At 69.5% G+C, this 19,007-nt stretch carries 19 protein-coding genes; 4 read left to right on the forward strand and 15 right to left on the reverse strand.

The features are described 5' to 3' along the window. Window positions 1-135 precede the first annotated feature (135 nt). From AC3B6C_RS23080 to AC3B6C_RS23090, 3 genes are all read left to right on the forward strand, one after another. Entirely contained in the window at window positions 136-1,674 is a 1,539-nt protein-coding gene (locus AC3B6C_RS23080; RefSeq protein ID WP_488374270.1) for a M28 family peptidase, read from the forward strand. Between the two features lie 85 nt (window positions 1,675-1,759). Then, entirely contained in the window at window positions 1,760-2,134 is a 375-nt protein-coding gene (locus tag AC3B6C_RS23085) for an ArsR/SmtB family transcription factor (protein WP_010841217.1), read from the forward strand. Then, on the forward strand, window positions 2,131-2,559 hold the full coding sequence (locus AC3B6C_RS23090; RefSeq protein WP_488374271.1) for a Fur family transcriptional regulator: 429 nt from the start codon (window positions 2,131-2,133) through the stop codon (window positions 2,557-2,559). The genes AC3B6C_RS23085 and AC3B6C_RS23090 overlap by 4 nt, the downstream gene beginning before the upstream one ends. Before the next feature lie 450 nt (window positions 2,560-3,009). Here AC3B6C_RS23090 and AC3B6C_RS23095 read toward each other — a convergent pair whose 3' ends face one another. From AC3B6C_RS23095 to hrcA, 14 genes are all read right to left on the reverse strand, one after another. Continuing rightward, the gene (locus AC3B6C_RS23095) at window positions 3,010-3,420 is read right to left on the reverse strand and encodes a hypothetical protein (RefSeq protein ID WP_010841219.1); all 411 of its coding nucleotides are present in this window, start codon (window positions 3,418-3,420) and stop codon (window positions 3,010-3,012) included. After that, entirely contained in the window at window positions 3,417-4,238 is an 822-nt protein-coding gene (locus AC3B6C_RS23100) for an isoprenyl transferase (protein ID WP_014927403.1), read from the reverse strand. The genes AC3B6C_RS23095 and AC3B6C_RS23100 overlap by 4 nt, the downstream gene beginning before the upstream one ends. Further along, the gene (gene recO, locus AC3B6C_RS23105; RefSeq protein ID WP_010841221.1) at window positions 4,219-5,022 is read right to left on the reverse strand and encodes a DNA repair protein RecO; all 804 of its coding nucleotides are present in this window, start codon (window positions 5,020-5,022) and stop codon (window positions 4,219-4,221) included. Before recO ends, AC3B6C_RS23100 begins: the two co-directional genes overlap by 20 nt. Window positions 5,023-5,076: 54 nt before the next feature. Then, window positions 5,077-6,966, reverse strand: coding sequence for a pyruvate kinase (locus tag AC3B6C_RS23110; protein WP_488374272.1), 1,890 nt, complete (start codon window positions 6,964-6,966; stop codon window positions 5,077-5,079). Window positions 6,967-7,021: 55 nt separating this feature from the next. Further along, a complete protein-coding gene (locus AC3B6C_RS23115) occupies window positions 7,022-8,434 on the reverse strand; it encodes a YhgE/Pip domain-containing protein (protein ID WP_014927405.1) in 1,413 nt (470 codons plus the stop codon). Window positions 8,435-8,489: 55 nt separating this feature from the next. After that, window positions 8,490-9,401, reverse strand: coding sequence for a GTPase Era (gene era, locus AC3B6C_RS23120; protein ID WP_488374273.1), 912 nt, complete (start codon window positions 9,399-9,401; stop codon window positions 8,490-8,492). Next, window positions 9,394-9,738: a cytidine deaminase gene (locus tag AC3B6C_RS23125; RefSeq protein WP_488374274.1), complete on the reverse strand. Its 345-nt coding sequence runs from the start codon at window positions 9,736-9,738 to the stop codon at window positions 9,394-9,396. Before AC3B6C_RS23125 ends, era begins: the two co-directional genes overlap by 8 nt. Next, window positions 9,735-11,204 carry a hemolysin family protein gene (locus AC3B6C_RS23130; RefSeq protein ID WP_488374275.1) on the reverse strand — a complete coding sequence of 490 codons (1,470 nt, stop codon included), beginning with the start codon at window positions 11,202-11,204 and terminating at the stop codon, window positions 9,735-9,737. Before AC3B6C_RS23130 ends, AC3B6C_RS23125 begins: the two co-directional genes overlap by 4 nt. Then, window positions 11,201-11,788 carry an rRNA maturation RNase YbeY gene (ybeY, locus tag AC3B6C_RS23135; RefSeq protein WP_010841227.1) on the reverse strand — a complete coding sequence of 196 codons (588 nt, stop codon included), beginning with the start codon at window positions 11,786-11,788 and terminating at the stop codon, window positions 11,201-11,203. Before ybeY ends, AC3B6C_RS23130 begins: the two co-directional genes overlap by 4 nt. After that, a complete protein-coding gene (locus AC3B6C_RS23140; protein WP_035716998.1) occupies window positions 11,785-12,867 on the reverse strand; it encodes a PhoH family protein in 1,083 nt (360 codons plus the stop codon). Before AC3B6C_RS23140 ends, ybeY begins: the two co-directional genes overlap by 4 nt. A gap of 130 nt (window positions 12,868-12,997) precedes the next feature. Beyond that, window positions 12,998-13,777: an alpha/beta hydrolase family protein gene (locus AC3B6C_RS23145; protein WP_488374276.1), complete on the reverse strand. Its 780-nt coding sequence runs from the start codon at window positions 13,775-13,777 to the stop codon at window positions 12,998-13,000. Beyond that, on the reverse strand, window positions 13,774-14,523 hold the full coding sequence (locus tag AC3B6C_RS23150; RefSeq protein WP_488374277.1) for a 16S rRNA (uracil(1498)-N(3))-methyltransferase: 750 nt from the start codon (window positions 14,521-14,523) through the stop codon (window positions 13,774-13,776). The genes AC3B6C_RS23145 and AC3B6C_RS23150 overlap by 4 nt, the downstream gene beginning before the upstream one ends. A 57-nt stretch (window positions 14,524-14,580) precedes the next feature. Next, the gene (gene dnaJ, locus AC3B6C_RS23155; protein WP_010841231.1) at window positions 14,581-15,747 is read right to left on the reverse strand and encodes a molecular chaperone DnaJ; all 1,167 of its coding nucleotides are present in this window, start codon (window positions 15,745-15,747) and stop codon (window positions 14,581-14,583) included. A gap of 185 nt (window positions 15,748-15,932) precedes the next feature. Continuing rightward, complete coding sequence (gene hrcA / locus AC3B6C_RS23160; RefSeq protein ID WP_010841232.1) at window positions 15,933-16,967, reverse strand: heat-inducible transcriptional repressor HrcA; 1,035 nt, start codon at window positions 16,965-16,967, stop codon at window positions 15,933-15,935. A gap of 161 nt (window positions 16,968-17,128) precedes the next feature. Between hrcA and AC3B6C_RS23165 the strand changes: the two genes are divergently transcribed. Next, window positions 17,129-17,587, forward strand: coding sequence for a type II toxin-antitoxin system VapB family antitoxin (locus AC3B6C_RS23165; RefSeq protein ID WP_488374278.1), 459 nt, complete (start codon window positions 17,129-17,131; stop codon window positions 17,585-17,587). Between the two features lie 19 nt (window positions 17,588-17,606). Here AC3B6C_RS23165 and hemW read toward each other — a convergent pair whose 3' ends face one another. Further along, window positions 17,607-18,806 (reverse strand): radical SAM family heme chaperone HemW, encoded by a 1,200-nt coding sequence (gene hemW / locus AC3B6C_RS23170; RefSeq protein ID WP_488374279.1) that lies wholly within the window; start codon window positions 18,804-18,806, stop codon window positions 17,607-17,609. Window positions 18,807-19,007: the final 201 nt, after the last annotated feature.

Here is a 19,007-nt window from a genome sequence, read left to right on the forward strand (position 1 = left end):
CATCCACGAGATACAGGCGGCAACCCGTACAGACTACCGAGCAGGTGTCCCGTTTCCCGAAAGCACCGGCAACCGAGCCCCCTGTCGCGAACCGTAGGGCACGCACCGGCGGACCGGAACTGCCAGAGTGGCACTGTGATCGTTCGAGTTCGACGACGCGTCGGCGTCCACACTCCGGCCCGGTATCGCCGGTCGGTGTCCCTCGCCGCGTCCCTGGTACTGACCCTGTCGCTGGTCGCGGCCTGCGGAGACGATCAGACCGCGGAGGTCGATCGGCCTTCCTCGGCACCGGTCTCCACCCCCGCCCCCGCACCCCCGATAGACGAGGTCACCCCGGCCGCGCTGAGCGATGCCGTCAGGATCGAGAACGTGATGGCGCACGTTCGCGCCCTCCAGCAGATCGCCGACAACAACGGCGGCAACCGGGCGGCCGGCACATCCGGGTACGACGCCTCACTGGACTACGTCGCCGGTCTGCTCCGTGCGGCCGGTTTCGACGTGACCACGCCCACCGTCGACTACGAGCGCTTCGACGGCGGGCCGGTGAGCCTGACGGCCGACGACCTGAAGGTCGCGACGCGCATCGTCGAGTACTCGGCCGGGACCGGCGACACCCCGGTCACCGCCGCGCCCGTGGCGGTCGCGGGACTCGGATGCGCGAGCACCGACTACCCGGGCTCGGTGCGCGGGGCCGTCGCGGTCATCGTCCGTGGAACCTGCACCTTCGCCGACAAGGCGCGCAACGCGCAGTCGGCCGGCGCGGTCGCGGCGATCATGGTCAACAACGAGCCCGGCCCACTCACGGGTGCCACGCTCGGGCCGGACGACCGCCCGTCGATCCCCGTCCTCGGGGTCTCCGCGGACGACGCCGAACGGGTGCGGTCGGCGCGATCGGTGACTCTCGAGGTCGAGGCGAAGACCACCCGGATCAGCACGCGCTCGCTGATCGCCGAGACTCGCACGGGCACCGCCGACGACGTCGTCATGGCCGGGGCGCACCTCGACAGCGTCGTCGAAGGGCCCGGCGCGAACGACAACGCCAGCGGCACTGCGGCCGTGCTCGAGACCGCGCTGCGGCTCGGTTCGACCCCCCGCGTTCCGCATCGGGTGCGGTTCGCGTTCTGGGGCGCGGAGGAGGACGGGCTGGTGGGTTCGGCGGAGTACGTCCGGGGGCTCGACCCCGCCGCCCGTGCCGCGGTGGCCCTGTACCTGAACTTCGACATGCTCGCCTCGCCCAACGGCGGCTACTTCACCCACGACGGCGACGACTCCGAACGCGAGGGGGCCGGCGCCGGCCCGGACGGTTCCGGGGGCATCGAGCGGACCTTCGAGAAGTTCTATGCCGATCGCGGGATCCCCCTTGCCCCAGACGACTTCGACGGGCGCTCCGACTACGGCCCGTTCATCGCGGTGGGCATCCCCGCCGGCGGTGTGTTCACCGGCGCGGAGAGCGAGAAGAGCGAGGCGCAGGCGGAGATGTGGGGCGGCCGGGCAGGAGAGGCCTTCGATCCCGCCTATCACACCGCGCGCGACACCCTCGACAACGTCAACACCGATCTCCTGGCCGTCAACTCGTCCGCGGTCGCGTACGCGGTGGCGACCTACGCGTTGTCGACCGCGGGAGAGAACGGGGTGCCGCCCGTCGCCGAACGACGACGCGCCGACGGCGGCTGACCTGCCACGACACCCGAACATGGATTGAAAACCATTTCCGTTAGAATGGGCGGATCAAAGGCGCGAGCCAGGCGAGAGGAGCGCGATGTCGACCCAACCACTGGACGGGCCCGACCCGGCCGAGGCGGCCGACGCCGCGGCGCGGGAAGCCGCGGCCGATCTCCTGCGCGCCCTCGCCTCCCCCACCCGCGTCGCGATCGTGCTGTCGCTGCGCGAGCGGGTGCAGTGCGTACACGAGCTCGTCGGGCACCTGGGCCTGAGTCAGCCACTGGTCAGCCAGCACCTGCGCGTCCTGAAGGACGCCGGCGTCGTCCGCGGCCAGCGCAACGGTCGTGAGATCACCTACGAACTCCTCGACGACCACGTCGCGCACATCGTCGGCGACGCCCTGATCCACGCGAACGAGACCAGTGACGGCCGCGCCGTGCCGTCCGAGACCTCCCGAGCGGTGAACGAATGAGCGGGGTCGCCTCGGGACCGCAGCCGGTCACCGGCATCCGCTCGACCCGCCAGCGGGCCGCGATCGCCGACGCCCTCGCCGGCACCGATGACTTCTGTTCCGCCCAGGAACTCCACGAGATCCTCAAGGGCCGGGGCGAATCGATCGGCCTGACGACGGTCTACCGCAATCTGCAGGCGCTGAGTCAGGCCGGGCAGATCGACGTCCTGTGGGACGGCTCCGGCGAGACCCGGTACCGCCATTGCTCGTCGGGACACCACCACCACCTCGTGTGCCGCGAATGCGGAACCACCGTCGAGGTGCAGGCCGAGCCGGTCGAGCGCTGGGCCGCGAAGATCGCCGCCCAGCACGGCTTCACCGACATCAATCACACCGTCGAGGTCTTCGGACGATGCGGTGACTGTCGGGCCGCCGGAAACGACTGAGCGAGAACGGTTGTCGACACTCCACCCTGCTCCCTGAGGAGCGAGCTTGCGAGCGTCACCCCCCGCTCCCTGAGGAGCGAGCTTGCGAGCGTCACGAAGGGTCTTGCAACCTCGGTCGCCGAACCCTTCGTGACGCACCCTCCGCAAGCTCCGGGCACTCCTCAGGGAGCAATGGGTGGTCCGCCGCACGCACCGGGCGCTCCTCAGTATCTGCGGCCTGGCGGCCGTCGTGGACTACGAAAGAACACTCGTGAGCGTCCGAATTTCTTGCTCCCTGAGGTGCGAGCGAAGCGAGCCACGAAGGGCATCGCAACGTGCCTCACCAGGCCCTTCGAGGCTCGTCGCTATCGCTCCTCGCACCTCAGGAACCAGTGGGTGCGTGATTCTTTCGGATTAGGGACCAGTGGGTGTGTGTTCTTTCGGATTAGGGAGCGGCGGGGGGTGGTCGCCTCAAGCAGAGGTCGGGCCCACCAGTCGTTCGGCGGCGTCGACACCCGCGGCGAGCACGATGTGCAACACCGTCAGCAGCGGCACATCGTCGAGCTGCCCGGCCGGAAACGTGTAGTACTGCAACACATCTGTGGTGACCCCGGCACGATCGGATCGGCGGAGGCTGCCGAAGCTGAGCTGCGCGGCGCACGCCTCGACGTCGTCGCGCAGGGACGGGGTGTTGGGCAGGTCCATCGCCACCATCTGCGTGAGGGCGAGCACGTCGAGCCCATCGGCCAGCGTGAGCACGCGGATCGACGCGCGCGTCGGACCGACCTGCACCACGAGCGAATCGGCGTCGGGACGGTCGACGGGTCCGAGTTCGGCGACGATCTCCGCCGTACGGTCGAGGAGGCCCGCGGCGCCGGTCATGACGGCTTCACCCCGCCGAAACGCCGGTCGCGCGAGGCGTATTCGAGGCAGGCGGCCCACAGGTCGCGACGATCGAAGTCCGGGAAGAGCTTCTCCTGATAGACCATCTCGGCGTACGCCGACTGCCACAGCAGGAAATTCGAGATCCGCTGCTCCCCCGACGGGCGCAGGAAGAGGTCGACGTCGGGCATGTCCGGCTCGTCGAGGTACCGCGCGAACGTCGACTCCGAGATCCGCTCGGGATCGATCTCGCCGCGCGCCGCGCGTCGCGCGATCTCACGTGCGGCGTCGGCGATCTCGGCGCGGCCGCCGTAGTTGACGCACATCGTCAGCGTCATCACGGTGTTGTCCCGGGTCATCTCCTCGGCGATCTCGAGTTCGCGGATCACGCTGCGCCACAAGCGTGGTCGGCGTCCGGCCCAGCGCACGCGGACCCCCATCTCGTGCATCTCGTCGCGCCGGCGCCGGATGACGTCGCGGTTGAAGCCCATGAGGAACCGCACCTCGTCGGGACTGCGGGACCAGTTCTCGGTGGAGAAGGCGTAGGCCGACAACCAGCCGACCCCCAATTCGATACAGCCACACACGGTGTCCATCAGCACGGCCTCACCGCGCTTGTGCCCCTCGGTACGCGGGAGGCCGCGATCGGTGGCCCAGCGTCCGTTGCCGTCCATCACCAGCGCAACGTGCTTCGGTACGAACTCGGCGGGAATAGCGGGTGGCCGCGCGCCGCTCGGATGCGGGTCGGGTGGACGGACATCGGCGCGGAGACTCGCGGCCTTGCGTGCCTTTCCCGAACTACCCGGCCGCAACGCCATCGTCGACCCTCCTCGCACCCGTGTCCACACCCGTCTCCATCAGCCTATGAGGGGCGGTGCGTTCGATCAGCGGCAGGGTTCGGAGCTGACGTTCCAGATGCCACTGCAGATGCGCGGCGGTGAGTCCGCTGGCCTGGCGACGCAGCGACGGAGTCGCGTCGACCACGTCGTCCCACCGGCCGCGGAACAGGGCCTCCATGAGGTCGAGAACGCCCGGGGACGGTGTCGCCGATCCGGGCGGGCGGCACGGCAGACAGACGGCGCCGCCCGCGGCGACGTGGAAGGCGCGGTGGGGGCCGGGCGTCGCGCAGCGCGCGCACTCCTCCAGCGCCGGCATCCAGCCCGCGCTGTACATGGCACGCAGCAGGTAGGCGTCGAGGATCAGTTCCCGGGGCCGGCGGTCGTCGGCCAGCGCCTCCAGGGCCCCGACCGTCAGCCGGTGCAGCTGGCGGGTGGGCGCTCGTTCCTCACCCGCGAGCCGTTCCGCGGTCTCGAGGACCGCACAGGCCGTGGTGTAGCGCCCGTAGTCGGCGACGATGGCGTCGGCGAAGGCGTGCAGGCTGTGCACCTGCGTGACCACGTCGAGGCTGCGACCGGGGTACAGGTGCACGTCGATGTGGGCGAAGGGTTCGAGCCGGGCGCCGAACTTCGACCGTGTCCGCCGGACACCCTTGGCGACCGCGCGCACGAGACCGTGTTCGGCGGTGAGCAGCGTGATGATGCGGTCGGCTTCGCCCAGCTTGTGCTGGCGCAGCACGACGGCCTCATCCCGGTAGAACCTCACCGGGACATTCTCCCACCGAGCACCGACACGACAGGTCCCGACATGCCCGCCGGCCTACCCCGGATCGATGTCGAAGGAGTTCAGCGGGCGCAGCAGCGAGCGCTTCTTCTCCACGTGACCGCCCATCCGGTCCAGGATCGACGTCAGCGCCTCGATCGCCTCGACGATGTAGGGCCCCTTGTTGAGCATCACGCCCTCGGCGCGGCGGCTCATCGCGGCATCGGTGACCTCGGCGCGGGAGGGCACACCCTTCTTGGCCAGCCCGTCGAGCACCTGGGTCGCCCAGATGACCGGGACATGCGCGGCCTCGCAGAGCCACAGGATCTCCTCCTGCACCTCGGCGAGCCGGCCGAAGCCGACCTCGACGGCGAGGTCGCCACGGGCGATCATGACCCCGACCGAGTCCCAGCGCATCGCCTCGAGCAGCATCTGCGGCAACGACTCGAAGGCTGCGCGGGTCTCGATCTTCAGCACGATGCCCACGTCCGGTGCACCGAGACGGCGCAGTTCGTCGATCAGGTCGGCCACGTCCTCCGGCGACCGGACGAACGAGCAGTTCACCATGTCGGCGTGCGCGGCGACGAACTCGAGGTCCTGCCGGTCGGACGCCGTGAGAGCCGGGATGTGCAACGTCGTGTCCGGGAGGTTGATGCCTTTCTCGGCACGGAGCTTGGTCCCGCCCGGGGCGGCGCGCTCGACGTCGACCACGATCTCGTCGTCGCGCTTCTCCCGGACTCGCCCCGCGATCTTGCCGTCGTCGAACAGCACTCGGTGGCCCGGCGTCACGTCGTCGAAGGCCTCGCCGAGTTCGCAGCCGATCCGATGCGGTCCGGTCCGCGTCGCCGGGGTCGGCGTGAGCTCGCGCTGCAACCGGATCTCGTCGCCGGTGCGCACCAGCAGATGCTGTCGCTTCTCCGGCAGTTCGCCGACGACGAGACGGCCCCGCGAGCGGGCCTCGGATCGGCGGGTGTCCGCGCCGTCGGCACCGGGCACCTCGATCGGCATGCCGGTCTCGTAGTAGACGGTGCGATCGCTCTCGGCATCGATCCCCGCCTCGGACACCGCCACCACCTCGAGGCGTCGCCGGCGACCACGGGCGTCACGCAACCTCAGCCGGTCTCCCTGCCCGACGTCGGCGAGTGCGCCCACCGGGATGACCGCGTCGATCCCGTCGGGCAGCCGCGCGCCGGGATCGAAAGGTGTTGTGGCGAACCGCACCCGCGACCGCCGTTCCACCGTGCCGTCGTCCGCGCGGACCGGTTTCACCTTGATGACCTCGGGCCCCGGTTCGAGCGGCCCCGTACGCAGTTTCGGGCCGGCGAGATCCATGGCCACCCGCACCCGGCCGGGGAGGGATCGCACGGACTCGATCATCCGCGACCACTCGGCCGGGCCGTCGTGCGCGCAGTTGACCCGCGCGACGTCCATCCCGGCGGCACCCATGGCGCGGACGAGGTCGGGATCGTCGGCGGCCGGGGTCGGCATCGTCACCATCACACGGGTGGCCCGCTCGCCGCGTGATTCCCCGGGGCCGTCGGCGGTCGCGTCGTGTCCGCCACCGGGATGCACGCGCCCGAGGAGCCGGTCGCGATTGCGGGTCAGGGTTCGCACGCCGCCGGCGAGATCACCCCAGATCGGGTGCCGGGTGCGCCCCTCGGCCAAGGCGTCCACGGTCTCGATGACCGTCTCGATCCACGAGTAGACGATCGACTCCATCCGGCCGAGACTCGACAGTCCGTGTGCGGACATCGACTCCTGCAGCGGACGCAGGTCATGGCGTCGGACCGCGACGTAGTGCACGAGGTTTCGGGCGCTGTGCCGATGCTGGTCGGCGACCGCGGCGATGAGCGATTCGGCCTGCAGCTCGGCGCGGTCGAGGTCGTCGCGCAGCTCGTGCAGGGCCGTGGACAGTTCGGGGATCGACATGACGACGGGAGTACCCATCCGGCCACGGTGTCAGACCCGGGTGAACGGTCGGGGCGTGAGGGCGCCCGGGGTGTCAGCCGGCGTTGACGATCTTGTCCAGCTTCGGCGGCAGCGTCATGCCGCCCGGATACCGGTGCCAACCCTTGCGGTCGTAGTACTTGGTGCCGAGCAGACCGAGGAGCACCCCGACGAGCAGACCGATGAAGCACTGGATGATGGACCGGCCCAGGCCCGCCGAGAGGTCGGCGTCGAAATACAGGACCGCACGCACACCCAGGTAGATCACATGCATAGGCTCGATCGCGGCGATCCACTCGAAGAAGCGCGGACTCGCCTCGAGCGGAAGGGTCCCGCCCGACGACGGCAGCCCGAACACCACGAAGAAGATCAGGTTGAACAGCAGCCCGGGGTTGCCGAACACCGCCATCATCGCGCTGGCACTCACCCCGACGGCGAAGATGCCGAGCACCGACAGCATCCAGAGGACGAATCCGTTCGGGATCGATGTCCCGACCATGGCGCCGACGGCGATGAACAGGGTCGAGAGCACCACCGCGACCAGGAACATGATCGTCCACTTCGCCGCGAGTGTCGCCCATCGGCTGATCGCGAGCCGCTCACGCAGCTGATAGAACGGCCCGTATTCGATGGGCGTCTGGCCGAGCATGCCGTCGACGACGATGCTGACCATCATCGCCCCGGTGAAGCCGGCGAGCACGAGCAGCAGGGTCAGATAGAACGCCGACAGACCGTTGCCCGCACCGTCGGGGAGCGGCGTCGGCTCGGAGACCTCGACGGCCACCGGGGTCGCGAGTGCGAGCTGCGCCGCGCCGGTGAAGGTGATGTCGTTGCGGTCGAGCTGTGCGCGGACCTGTTCGGTCAGCTGTGTGCCGACCTGCTCGTTGACGCGCGTACGGACCTGGTCGGCCAGGGTGGTGGTGATCGATGACGCGAACGCACCCGAGCCACGGTTGATGAAGATGTCGATGGTCGGTTTCGCCGGTTCGGCGGTGAGAACCGTCGACCGGCCGAGTGCGACAGCACGATTCGTGAAATTCGACCCGACGACGATGACGCCGTACACCTTGCCGCTGTTGAGTTCGGAGAGGGCGGTCGACCGGTCGGTCCGGGAGACGACGATCCCGTTCTCCGCAGCCGAGGAGATGATGCCCTCGGCGACCTGTTCGCCGAAGTTCTGCTGCGTGGACTGCCCCTCGGCGTTCTGCACCTCACCGCCCGCGTCCTCCTGGACGAGCGCGACCGGAAAGTCGTGCAGGTGGCGCTGCGGGTCGACGACAGCGGCCATGTACAACGCGGCCATCAGCGAGAACATCACCGCCACCAGCGCGAGTGGTGCGAGCCAGAATCGCGGTGACCCCAGCACCCCCGCGATCGTCCGCCCCGTCGGCTGGTCGGCGTCCGGCGCCTCGTGCGCTCCCTGACCGAGTGCGTCCCCCGGCTGAACCGGCGACTCGTGCGTTCCCATCGGCGTACCTCCCCGCAGGCCGCCCCGGTCGGCGCCAGGCCGTCAGGACACGCTGCTAGAAACCCAATCGACGCAGCTGTTTGGGGTCGCGTTGCCAGTCCTTGGCGACCTTCACATGCAGATCCAGGTACACCTTGGTCCCCAGCAGCCGCTCGATCTGTGCGCGGGCAACTGTACCCACCTCTTTCAGCCGCGCGCCCTTGCGGCCGATGATGATGCCCTTCTGGCTGTCGCGCTCGACGAACAGCACGGCGTGGACGTCGACCATCGGCGGAAGCTCGGGATCCCGGTCCTCCCGGTCGATGACCTCCTCGATGACGACCGCGAGCGAGTGCGGCAACTCGTCGTGCACACCCTCGAGCGCGGCTTCGCGGATGAACTCCGCCATCAGCACCTGCTCGGGTTCGTCGGTGAGTTCACCGTCCGGGTAGAAGGCCGGCCCCTCTTCCATGAGGCCGACGAGCACGTCGGACAGCACGTCGAGCTGCTTGCCCGACTTCGCCGACACCGGGACGACCTCCGAGTCGGGTCCGAGGACCGCGGAGAGCGCGAGCAGCTGTTTGGCGACCTGCTCCGGACTGACGCGGTCGATCTTGGTGACCACACCGACGATCGTCGTGCGGGGTGCCATCTCGCGGACCTGCGAGATGATCCAGCGGTCACCCGGCCCGATGGCCTCGTCGGCGGGGATGCAGACGCCGATCACGTCGACCTCGGAGTAGGTGTCGCGGACGAGATCGTTCAGGCGCTGACCCAGCAGGGTGCGCGGGCGATGGAGGCCGGGGGTGTCGACGAGGATCAGCTGGGCATCGGGCCGGTTGACGATCCCGCGGATGGTGTGGCGGGTGGTCTGCGGGCGATTGGAGGTGATCGCGATCTTCTCGCCGACCAGGGCATTGGTGAGCGTGGACTTGCCGGTGTTGGGACGCCCCACGAAACAGACGAAACCCGAACGGAACTCAGGCATCCGCACGCCCGATGCGCTGTTGCGGTGCACCCGCGGTGTCGGTGAGGACCGCGTACGCCTCCGGGCTGAGCTCGTGCAGGGTGTCCAGACCCGGGTCGTCGGGCGCACCGTTGACGACGACTGCCGCCTCGAAGGTGCGGGCGCCGCTCGAGATCGCGGACGCCACCGCCACCTGCAACCCGGTGAGGGTCAGTGTGCGGGTCCGCACGTCGGCCCCGGCGTAGGTGCGGCCGTCACCGTCCCGAACCGCGGCGCCCGAGGCCGACTCGGCACGCGCCAGCGCACCCCGGGCGAGCACCACGAGCTTGCGATCCTCGTCGGTGAGGGTCTCGGTCACTGGTTCATCCTTGCTCTCGAGTCGTCTGCCCTGTCGCGATCGGCGGCGTCCACAGCCGGGTCGTCGCCGCCCTTGTCTCTCGCCGCACGCTCGGTTCGCCGTTCGTCCTCGTGGTCGCGGCCCGCGGCGCGGTCGGTACGTCCCTGCGATCGGTTCGAGTTGCCACGGCGCTCGTCGGCTCCCGAATCTTCTTCCGCGCCGGGGACACGGGTCACGAGCACCGTGATGATGCGTTGGCGCCCTTGGCGATTGGGACCGCCCTCGGCCACCAGTTGCAGCCCGTGCGACTCCACCCGGGCGCCCGGCAGCGGCACGCGGCCCAGCTCGAGGCCGACGAGTCCGCCGACCGTCTCGACCTCTTCCTCGGCGATCTCGACGTCGAACAGCTCACCGAGATCTTCCACCGGCAGCCGCGCCGACACCCGGTAGGACCCGTCGCCGAGGTCCTCGACCGGCGCGAGCTCGTCGGTGTCGTACTCGTCGGTGATCTCGCCGACGATCTCCTCCAGCACGTCCTCGATGGTCACCAGCCCGGCGATACCGCCGTACTCGTCGACGAGCATCGCCATGTGATTGCGCTCGCGCTGCATGTCGGCGAGGACACGGTCGAGTGGTTTGGAATCGGGGATGAACTCGGCGTCGCGCATCACGTCGACCACGCGCAGGGTCGTGGGGTCGACGCGCTGGGCGACCGTCCGGGCCACCAAGTCCTTGAGATACACGATGCCTAGGACGTCGTCGGTGTTCTCGCCGATCACCGGGATCCGCGAGTGCCCGGACCGCGTCGCGAGGCTCGTGGCCTGCAGGGCGGTCTTGTCGGCCTCGATCCACACCATCTCCGGGCGCGGCACCATCACCTCGCGGGCGCTCGTGTCGCCGAGGTCGAACACCGACTGGATCATGCGGCGCTCGTCGGCCGCGACGACACCGGAGGCCTCCGCGAGGTCGACGACCTCACGCAGCTCGATCTCGGTGGCGAACGGGCCGTTGCGGAACCCGCGACCCGGGGTGAGCGCGTTTCCGATCAGGATCAGGAGACGGGTCAGCGGTTTGAGCAGCACTCCCAGCGCGAACAGCGGGTACGACGAGGCGAGCGCGATCGTGTACGCGTGCTGCCGGCCCAGGGTGCGCGGGCCGACGCCCACGGCGACGTACGAGACGACCGCCATGGCGGCGATGGCCACCGCGAGTCCCCCGCCGACGCCGATCAGCTGTGTCGCGGCGACCGCGACGAGCGCCACGGCCGCGGTCTCGCACACCACGCGGAGAAGCACCACGAGTCCGACGTAGGTCGCGCGTGCGCCGAGGATGCCCGCCAGGCGGCGCGCACCAGCGCGCCCCTCCCGGACCATGTCGTCCACCCGGGCGTTCGACACCGTGGACACCGCGGTGTCGACCGCCGCGAACACCCCGCCGACCCCGATCAACACGACTGCGGCCACGATGAACCAGTAGTCAGAGGTCACCCTCGGTCCTCCTCGGACCGGGTCGGGGCGCCGGGGGCAGGAGACCCGCCCTCGGGACCGGTGAAGCCGATGTTGGTCAGCAACCGCGAATCGCGGTCGGTCTGTCGTTGCTCCTGGGCACGTCGGTGGCGTTCGGCGTAGAACGCGTCGAGAATCCGGTTCTGCAGCCCGAACATCTCGCGCTCCTCCTCCGGCTCGGCGTGGTCGTAACCGAGGAGGTGGAGCACCCCGTGGATCGTCAGCATCGCCAGCTCGTGCTCGAAGGACCGTTTCGCCTCGCGCGCCTGTTTCCGGGCGAAATCCGGGCACAGCACGATGTCACCGAGGATCGCCGGGCCGGGGTCGGTCGCGTCCGGCCGCCCGCCGGGCACCAGTTCGTCCATCGGGAAGCTCATCACGTCGGTCGGACCGGGCAGGTCCATCCACTGCACGTGCATGTCCGCCATGGTGTCCTCGTCGACGCACAGCACCGACAGCAGCGCCGCCGGATTGACGTCCATCGCGTTCACCGCGAAGCGTGCGGCGTCGATGATCAGCTCGGCCGGAACCTCGACCCCGGATTCGTTGGCCAGTTCGATGCTCATGAACGACGTCCCTGCGCGGCGGCCCGACGTGCGGCACGGTTGCCGCCGAGTGCCGTGTTGGGCAGTCCTCGCTGCGCCTCCTCGGCCCGTCCGTAGGCGTCGACGATGTCGGCGACCAACCGGTGCCGGACCACGTCCTGGCTGGTGAGCCGGGAGAAGTGGATGTCGTCGATCCCTTCCAGGATCTCCGAGGCGGCGAGGAGTCCGCTGCGCGCACCGCCCGGCAGGTCCACCTGGGTGACGTCGCCGGTGACGACGACCTTGGACCCGAAGCCGAGACGGGTCAGGAACATCTTCATCTGCTCACTCGTCGTGTTCTGCGCCTCGTCGAGGATGATGAACGCGTCGTTGAGCGTGCGGCCGCGCATGTAGGCCAGCGGCGCGACCTCGATGACCCCGGCCGCCATCAGCTTCGGGATCGCCTCGGGATCCATCATGTCGTGCAGCGCGTCGTACAGCGGGCGCAGATAGGGGTCGATCTTCTCGCTCAGCGTGCCCGGCAGGAAGCCGAGGCGTTCGCCGGCCTCGACCGCCGGCCGCGTCAGGATGATGCGGTTGACCGATTTCGACTGCAGCGCCTGGACCGCCTTGGCCATCGCCAGGTAGGTCTTGCCGGTACCGGCCGGACCCAGACCGAACACGATGGTGTGCTTGTCGATGGCGTCGACGTAGTGCTTCTGGTTGAGCGTCTTGGGTCGGATCGTCTTGCCGCGCCGCGACAGGATGTCGAGCGACAGCACGTCGGCCGGCGACTCCTCGGTGCCGTCGGACAGCATCGACACGCTGTGCCGGACGAGATCGGGTGTCAGCGGGGTCCCCCGGCCGACGAGGTCGACGAGTTCGGCGATGACACGCTCGGACCCGGCGACGTCGGCGGGTTCACCGGTCAGGGTCACCTGGTTGCCACGGACATGGATGTCGGCGGGCAGGAGCTGCTCGAGGGTGCGCAGGTTGACGTCACTGGCGCCGAGCAGCCCGAACACGACTCCGGGAGAGACTTCGACAGTGGATGTGACCCCAGACCGGCGCGGCTGCGTACGGCTGGATTGCCCGCTCTGGTCGGGGTTGTCGTCACTCACGTATGAAATCACTCCTGGTGTTCTGTTCTGGATGTTCTGATCTGGATGTCCCTGCGCGTCGCGACCGCGGCCCGCAGAGGTGTGGTCAGTGTATCGCGGTGCAACAGCCGATCAGCAGGCAATATTTCCGTCAGATCCCCAGCACCCGGATCGTCTGCCGCGTGCACACGCTGCGTGGGTCGACGAAGGCGTCGTGTCCCTCACCGGGAACGGCGAGGAACTCCGCGGACTGTCCGCGCGCGATCGCGGCGTCGACGTACCGCCTGCTGGACTCGATGGGGATGAGGTCGTCGGCCTCGCCGTGTATCGCCACGACGTGGGCGTCGACGACGGGCGCCAGCAGCGGCGAGGCGTCGCGGTAGCGGCGCGGCGACTCGCTGAACGGCCGACCCATGAACGCCCGCACCGACTCTCGGTCGGCCGCACCGACGGTGTCGAGCACGGCCGCCTGGGCGACGACGGTGGTGATGGTGGCCGTTGCGGTGCGCGCGCCGAGCTGCCCGACGGCCCAGACCGCGAGCTGGCCACCCGCCGAATGCCCGACGACCGCCGTCGAGGAGAAGTCGACGCCGCCGGCCGGGAGCAGGTCACGGACGGGTCCGTCGAGAGCACCGAGCGCGTCGATGACATCACGGCCGGTGTTCGGCCATCCGCCGCCTTCCTCACCGACCCGCCGGTATTCGATGTTCCACACCGCCGCCCCACGCTCGGCGAGCATGCGGGCGATGGCGGTCTGCGTCGTCGAACCGAATTCGACGGACCAGGAGCCGCCGTGCACGAGTACCACCAGCCGCGCGGGCGACCCCGCGTCGAGACCGTCGGAGGGCACGTACAGGTGGCCGAATTGTGAAGGCGCCGGGCCATAGTCGATCTTCGTTCGACGCACGGAGCGGCGTCCGACGACACTCATCGCGTCCACCGACGGGTGAGCACCCCGATCGCGCCGAGCGCCACCGCGGCTGCCGTCGACGTGCGCAGCACCTCCGGGCCCAGCACGACCGACTGCGCGCCGAGCGCGGTCAGATCCGCGATCTCTCCGCCGTCGAGACCGCCTTCGGGCCCGACCACGAGCACGATCTCGGCGGCGTCGGCGAGGGGTAGTCGCGCGAGGGGCTGCGCGGCCTCCTCGTGCAGGACGGCGACGACGCCGCCCCTGGTCACGACGTCGGCGCAGCGGGCACGGACGTCGATGGTGGTCGCGAGGTCGGTGACCTCCGGAATCCACGGGCGCCGACTCTGCTTGGCGGCGGCCGACGCCGCGGCCCGCCATTTGCCGACGCCCTTGTCCGCCTTGCCCGTCCATCGCGACACGCACCGCAGCGCCTGCCAGGGCACGATCACGTCGACACCGGCCTCGGTGGCCAGGTCGACCGCGAGCTCGGAGCGTTCGGACTTCGGCAGCGCCTGCACGAGCGTCACCTGCGGGGTGGGGCGTGCCTCGAAGGACAGGTCGTGCACGGCTGCGACCAGCGTGTCCTTGGCGACGATCTCCCGGATCTCGCAACCGGCCACCGAACCGGCGCCGTCGCCGACGAGGATCCGCTCGCCGACCCCGAGCCGGGCGACGGTCACGGCATGACGGCCCTCGGGTCCGCTCAGGGTCAGATCCGCCCCGGGCGCGGGCACGGAATCCGCCCAGAACAGCGGTGGACTCACCGCACACCCGCCGACCGGGCCGAGCACAAGCGCCAGGACCCCACCGCCACGCCGGGTCTACTTCCCGGCGAACGCGTTGCGCAGCCGCGAGAAGAGGCCGCCAGGCGCCGCGGCAGCCGAGGTGTTGACCACCTCGATCTCGTCGGCGGCGATCTTGCGGTACTTCTTCAGCGCCTCGGTCTGTGCCGCATCGAGCCTGGTCGGTACGACGACGTCGAGGTGGACGTGCATGGTGCCGCGCACGCCGGAACTGACGTGCGGCATGCCCTGGCCCCGCAGTTTCACGATCTGCCCCGGCTGGGTGCCGGGTGCGACCGTCACGGTGACCGGGTCCCCGAGAATGGTCTCCACCTCGAACTCGGCACCGAGCGCCGCGTCGGCCATCGGCACCTTGACGGTGCAGTGCAGGTCGTCCTTGTCGCGCAGGAACACCTCGTGCGGACGCTCGGAGACCTCGACGTACAGGTCGCCCGCGGGACCGCCGCCCAGACCGACCTCACCCTGGCCGGTGAGACGCACGCGCATGCCGTTCTCGATCCCGGCGGGGATACGCACGGTCATCGTGCGCCGCGAGCGGTAGCGTCCGTCGCCACCGCACTTGTGACACGGATCGGGGATGACCTCACCGACGCCGTGACAGGTCGGGCACTCGCGCACGGTCATGACCTGGCCGAGGAACGAGCGCTGCACCGACTGGATCTCTCCGGCGCCCTTGCAGATGTCACAGGTCACCGGCTTGCTGTCACCGTTGGTTCCCGAGCCGGTGCACACATCGCAGAGGATCGCGGTGTCGACGGTGATCTCCTTGGCGACCCCCTTCGCGCACTCGGCGAGATCCAGGGTCAGGTTCACCAGTGCAGGCTCGCCCGGCTGGACCCGTGACTTGGGCCCGCGACCGGAACCGAACCCGCCGCCACCGCCGAAGGCGCCGCCGTTGCCGAAGAACGCCTCGAAGACGTCGCCGAATCCCCCGCCGCCGCCACTGAAACCGCCAAAACCGCCCGCACCGGCGCCGGCCAGCGGGTCGCCGCCGGCGTCGACGATGCGTCGCTTCTCCGGATCGGTCAGCACCTCGTAGGCGGTGCTGACCTCTTTGAACTCGTCTTCCTTGCCCGGATTGACGTCGGGGTGCAACTCACGCGCCTTCTTGCGGTAGGCGCGCTTGAGTTCCTGATCACTGGCGCCCTTCGCCACACCCAGGATTGCGTAATAGTCACGTGCCACGGTTGTAGTGATCCTTCGGTCTCAGTTGGTGCCTGGCGGCGTGTGCTCTCACGATCGCGCGGGACCCGTGCGGGGAGCCGTCCCGACCGCCGATCATCGACGCTGCTTCGCGCGCGGCCGCCGTCGTCCACGTAGCGGGCCGCCGAACAGCGGCCTGCCGAGCGGCGGTCATGGGAAATCTGCGGTCATCGTTCGGCGAGCACCTCGCCGATGTATTTGGCAACGGCCGCCACCGAGGCAATCGTTCCCGGGTAGTCCATCCGTGTGGGGCCGAGCACACCGACGCCGCCGAACACGGTTCCCGATGCACCGTACCCTGTCGACACCACCGAGGTCCCACGCAGGTTCTCGGTCCGGGTCTCCTCGCCGATCTGCACCGTGACCTGGCCCATGTCCTGCGTCGTCGCGAGGATCTTGAGCACCACCACCTGCTCCTCGAGTGCCTCCAGAACGGTGTCCATCCCGCCGACGACGGGCGTGAAGTCGGCTGCCGAGCGGGCGAGATTCGACGTGCCGCCGAGCACCAGCCGGTCGTCGCCGCGTTCGACGAGGGTCTCGACCAGCACGGTCGCGATGTTGAGGACCGCACCGCGCAGATCCTCGGGCGCGGAGTTGGCGAGCTCGGCCACCGCGGCCGACGCGGCTTCGAGTCGTTTGCCGTGCAGAGCGGCCGAGAACAGATCGCGCAACCGGGCGATCTCGTCCTCGTCGTGGTCTTCGTTCAGTGCCACCATCCGCTGTTCGACCCGGCCGTTGTCGACGATGACGACCAGCAGCAGACGCGATGGCGAGAGGGTGACGACCTCGAGATGACGCACGGTCGCCGCCGAGAGCACCGGGTACTGGATGACCGCGACCTGTCGCGTCAGCTGGGCGAGGAGCCGCACGGACCGGCGGAGCACGTCGTCGAGGTCGACGCCGGAATCGAGCACCGAGAGGATCGCGCGGCGCTCGGCGGCCGACAGCGGTTTGATCTCGCTGATCCGGTCGACGAACATCCGGTATCCCTTGTCGGTGGGCACCCGGCCGGAGCTGGTGTGCGGCTGGGTGATGTACCCCTCCGCCTCCAGCACCGCCATGTCGTTGCGGACGGTGGCGCTCGACACTCCCAGCTGATGGCGCTCCACGAGCGCCTTCGAACCGATCGGCTCCTGCGTGTCGACGTAGTCGGTCACGATCGCACGCAAGATCTCGAAGCGACGATCATCGGTGGTAGACACGCGGTACACCTCCTGACTCGGACCCCTGTCATACAGTTGGGTGCGTTCCATAGTACGAAACGGGATCGCGATCACCGTGTCACGGCGTGGTGTCGCGCACTGACCGTCGACGCGTCGCCGAAGAGCAGCATTCGTCGAAGCCGGGCGTCGGAGGAGTTCGCATGATCTTCAAGGGGGTGCGGGAGGGCAAGCCCTACCCCGACCACGGGTTGTCGACGCGGGGCTGGGCCAAGATCCCGCCGCGACAACTCCGGCTCGACCAGCTGACCCCGATCACCAAGGTCCTCGCCCTGGACAAACTCCTCAGCGAGGACTCCACCTTCTACGGCGACCTCTTCGCCCACGTCGTGCGGTGGGAGGGCGAGCTCTACCTCGAGGACGGTTTGCATCGCGCCGTCCGGTCAGCACTGCGGAACCGTCACATCATCCACGCGCGCACACTCGACCTCGACGCCCTGGACCTGACCGAGACGGCCAAGCCGCTGGACCAGCAGCTCGAGGACACCGCCGAGATCCCGGCGCGCCGGCCGCCGACCGCACCCGACGGCGCGGGCGCGCACCGACGTGGTGCCCGATCGACGGGATGGACGAGTCCGCCTCGCCCCGATCAGAGCTGGTAGCCGTACGCCTGGTCGCGCGTCAGCCCCAGAGCACGCGGCGGATCACACCGTCGGCGAGCAACCGGCCCGCGTCGGTGAGCACGTAGGCATCGGCGCTCGCGCTCAGCAGACCGTCGGCGCAGAGCTGCTCGGCATGCGCGGTCTCGGCGTCGTCGAGGAGATCGCGCGGCAGCCCGCTCCGGCACCGCGTGGTCAGCATGACGGCCTCGAGGTGCCGGTCCTCGGTGGTCAACTGTTCTGCCGACGCGATCGGCAGAACGCCCTCCGACAGCGACTTCGAGTAGCGCGCAGGATGTTTGGCGTTGAGCCAGCGGACACCGGCGACATGGGAATGCGCCCCGGGACCGATGCCCCACCAGTCATGGCTGTGCCAGTAGGCGATGTTGTGGCGGCACACCGAGTCGTCGCCGCGTGCCCAGTTCGACACCTCGTACCAGTCGAGGCCGTCGGCGCGCAGGCGGCGGTCGAGGATCTGGTAGCGGTCGGCCAGGACGTCGTCGTCGGGAGCGGGCATCTCCCCACGTCGGATCCGGCGCGCCAGCGCGGTGCCGTCCTCGACGATCAGCGCGTAGGCGGACACGTGGTCGACACCGGCGTCCAGTACGGCGTCGACGGTGGCATTCAGGTCCGCGTCGGTCTCGCCGGGCGTGCCGTAGATCAGGTCGAGGTTCACGTGGTCGAATCCGGCCGCCCGTGCCTCTCGCGCGGCCGCGACGGCCCGGCCCGGGGTGTGCGTGCGGTCGAGCAGTCTCAGCACGTGCTCGGCCGCCGACTGCATACCGAGCGAGATCCGGGTGAATCCGGCCGACCGGAGGTCGTCGAAGAACTCGGGCGAGGTCGACTCCGGGTTCGACTCGGTGGTGATCTCGACGCTGCCGGACAGGTCGAAGTTCGCCCGGACCGCGTCGAGGAGCCGCGTGAGACCGGCGCCACCGAGGAGCGACGGTGTCCCGCCGCCGACGAAGATCGTCGAGACCGGGCGGCTCGGCGTCAGCATCCGCGCCGCGGCCTCCAGTTCGCGGGCGACCGCCTCCTGCCACGAGTCGGGCGAGGACGAGGAACCGAGTTCGCCGGCGGTGTAGGTGTTGAAGTCGCAGTATCCGCAGCGGGTCGCACAGAACGGGACGTGCAGGTAGAGCGCGAGGGGCACGTCCGGGTCGACCTCGGCGCAGGCGGCCGCGACCAACGATTCCGCCGGCGCTGCGAGGTCGAGGTTCATCCTTCCCATCATGCCGATCGCACCGACATGCCGGAAATCGCCGGCCCCTCCGGGAACAGATTCACCCATCCGCGGCGTTGTGCCGCTCAGGTAGGGACCGTCCCGCCCGGTTTCCCTCATGATGATGGAAAATAACCCCAAGTAGACGAGCCGATGCGGAGCGTGGCACTATGGACCGCGTGATTTTCCCCGGGGTGTGGC

It is taken from the genome of Gordonia sp. 11cp (assembly GCF_057767225.1).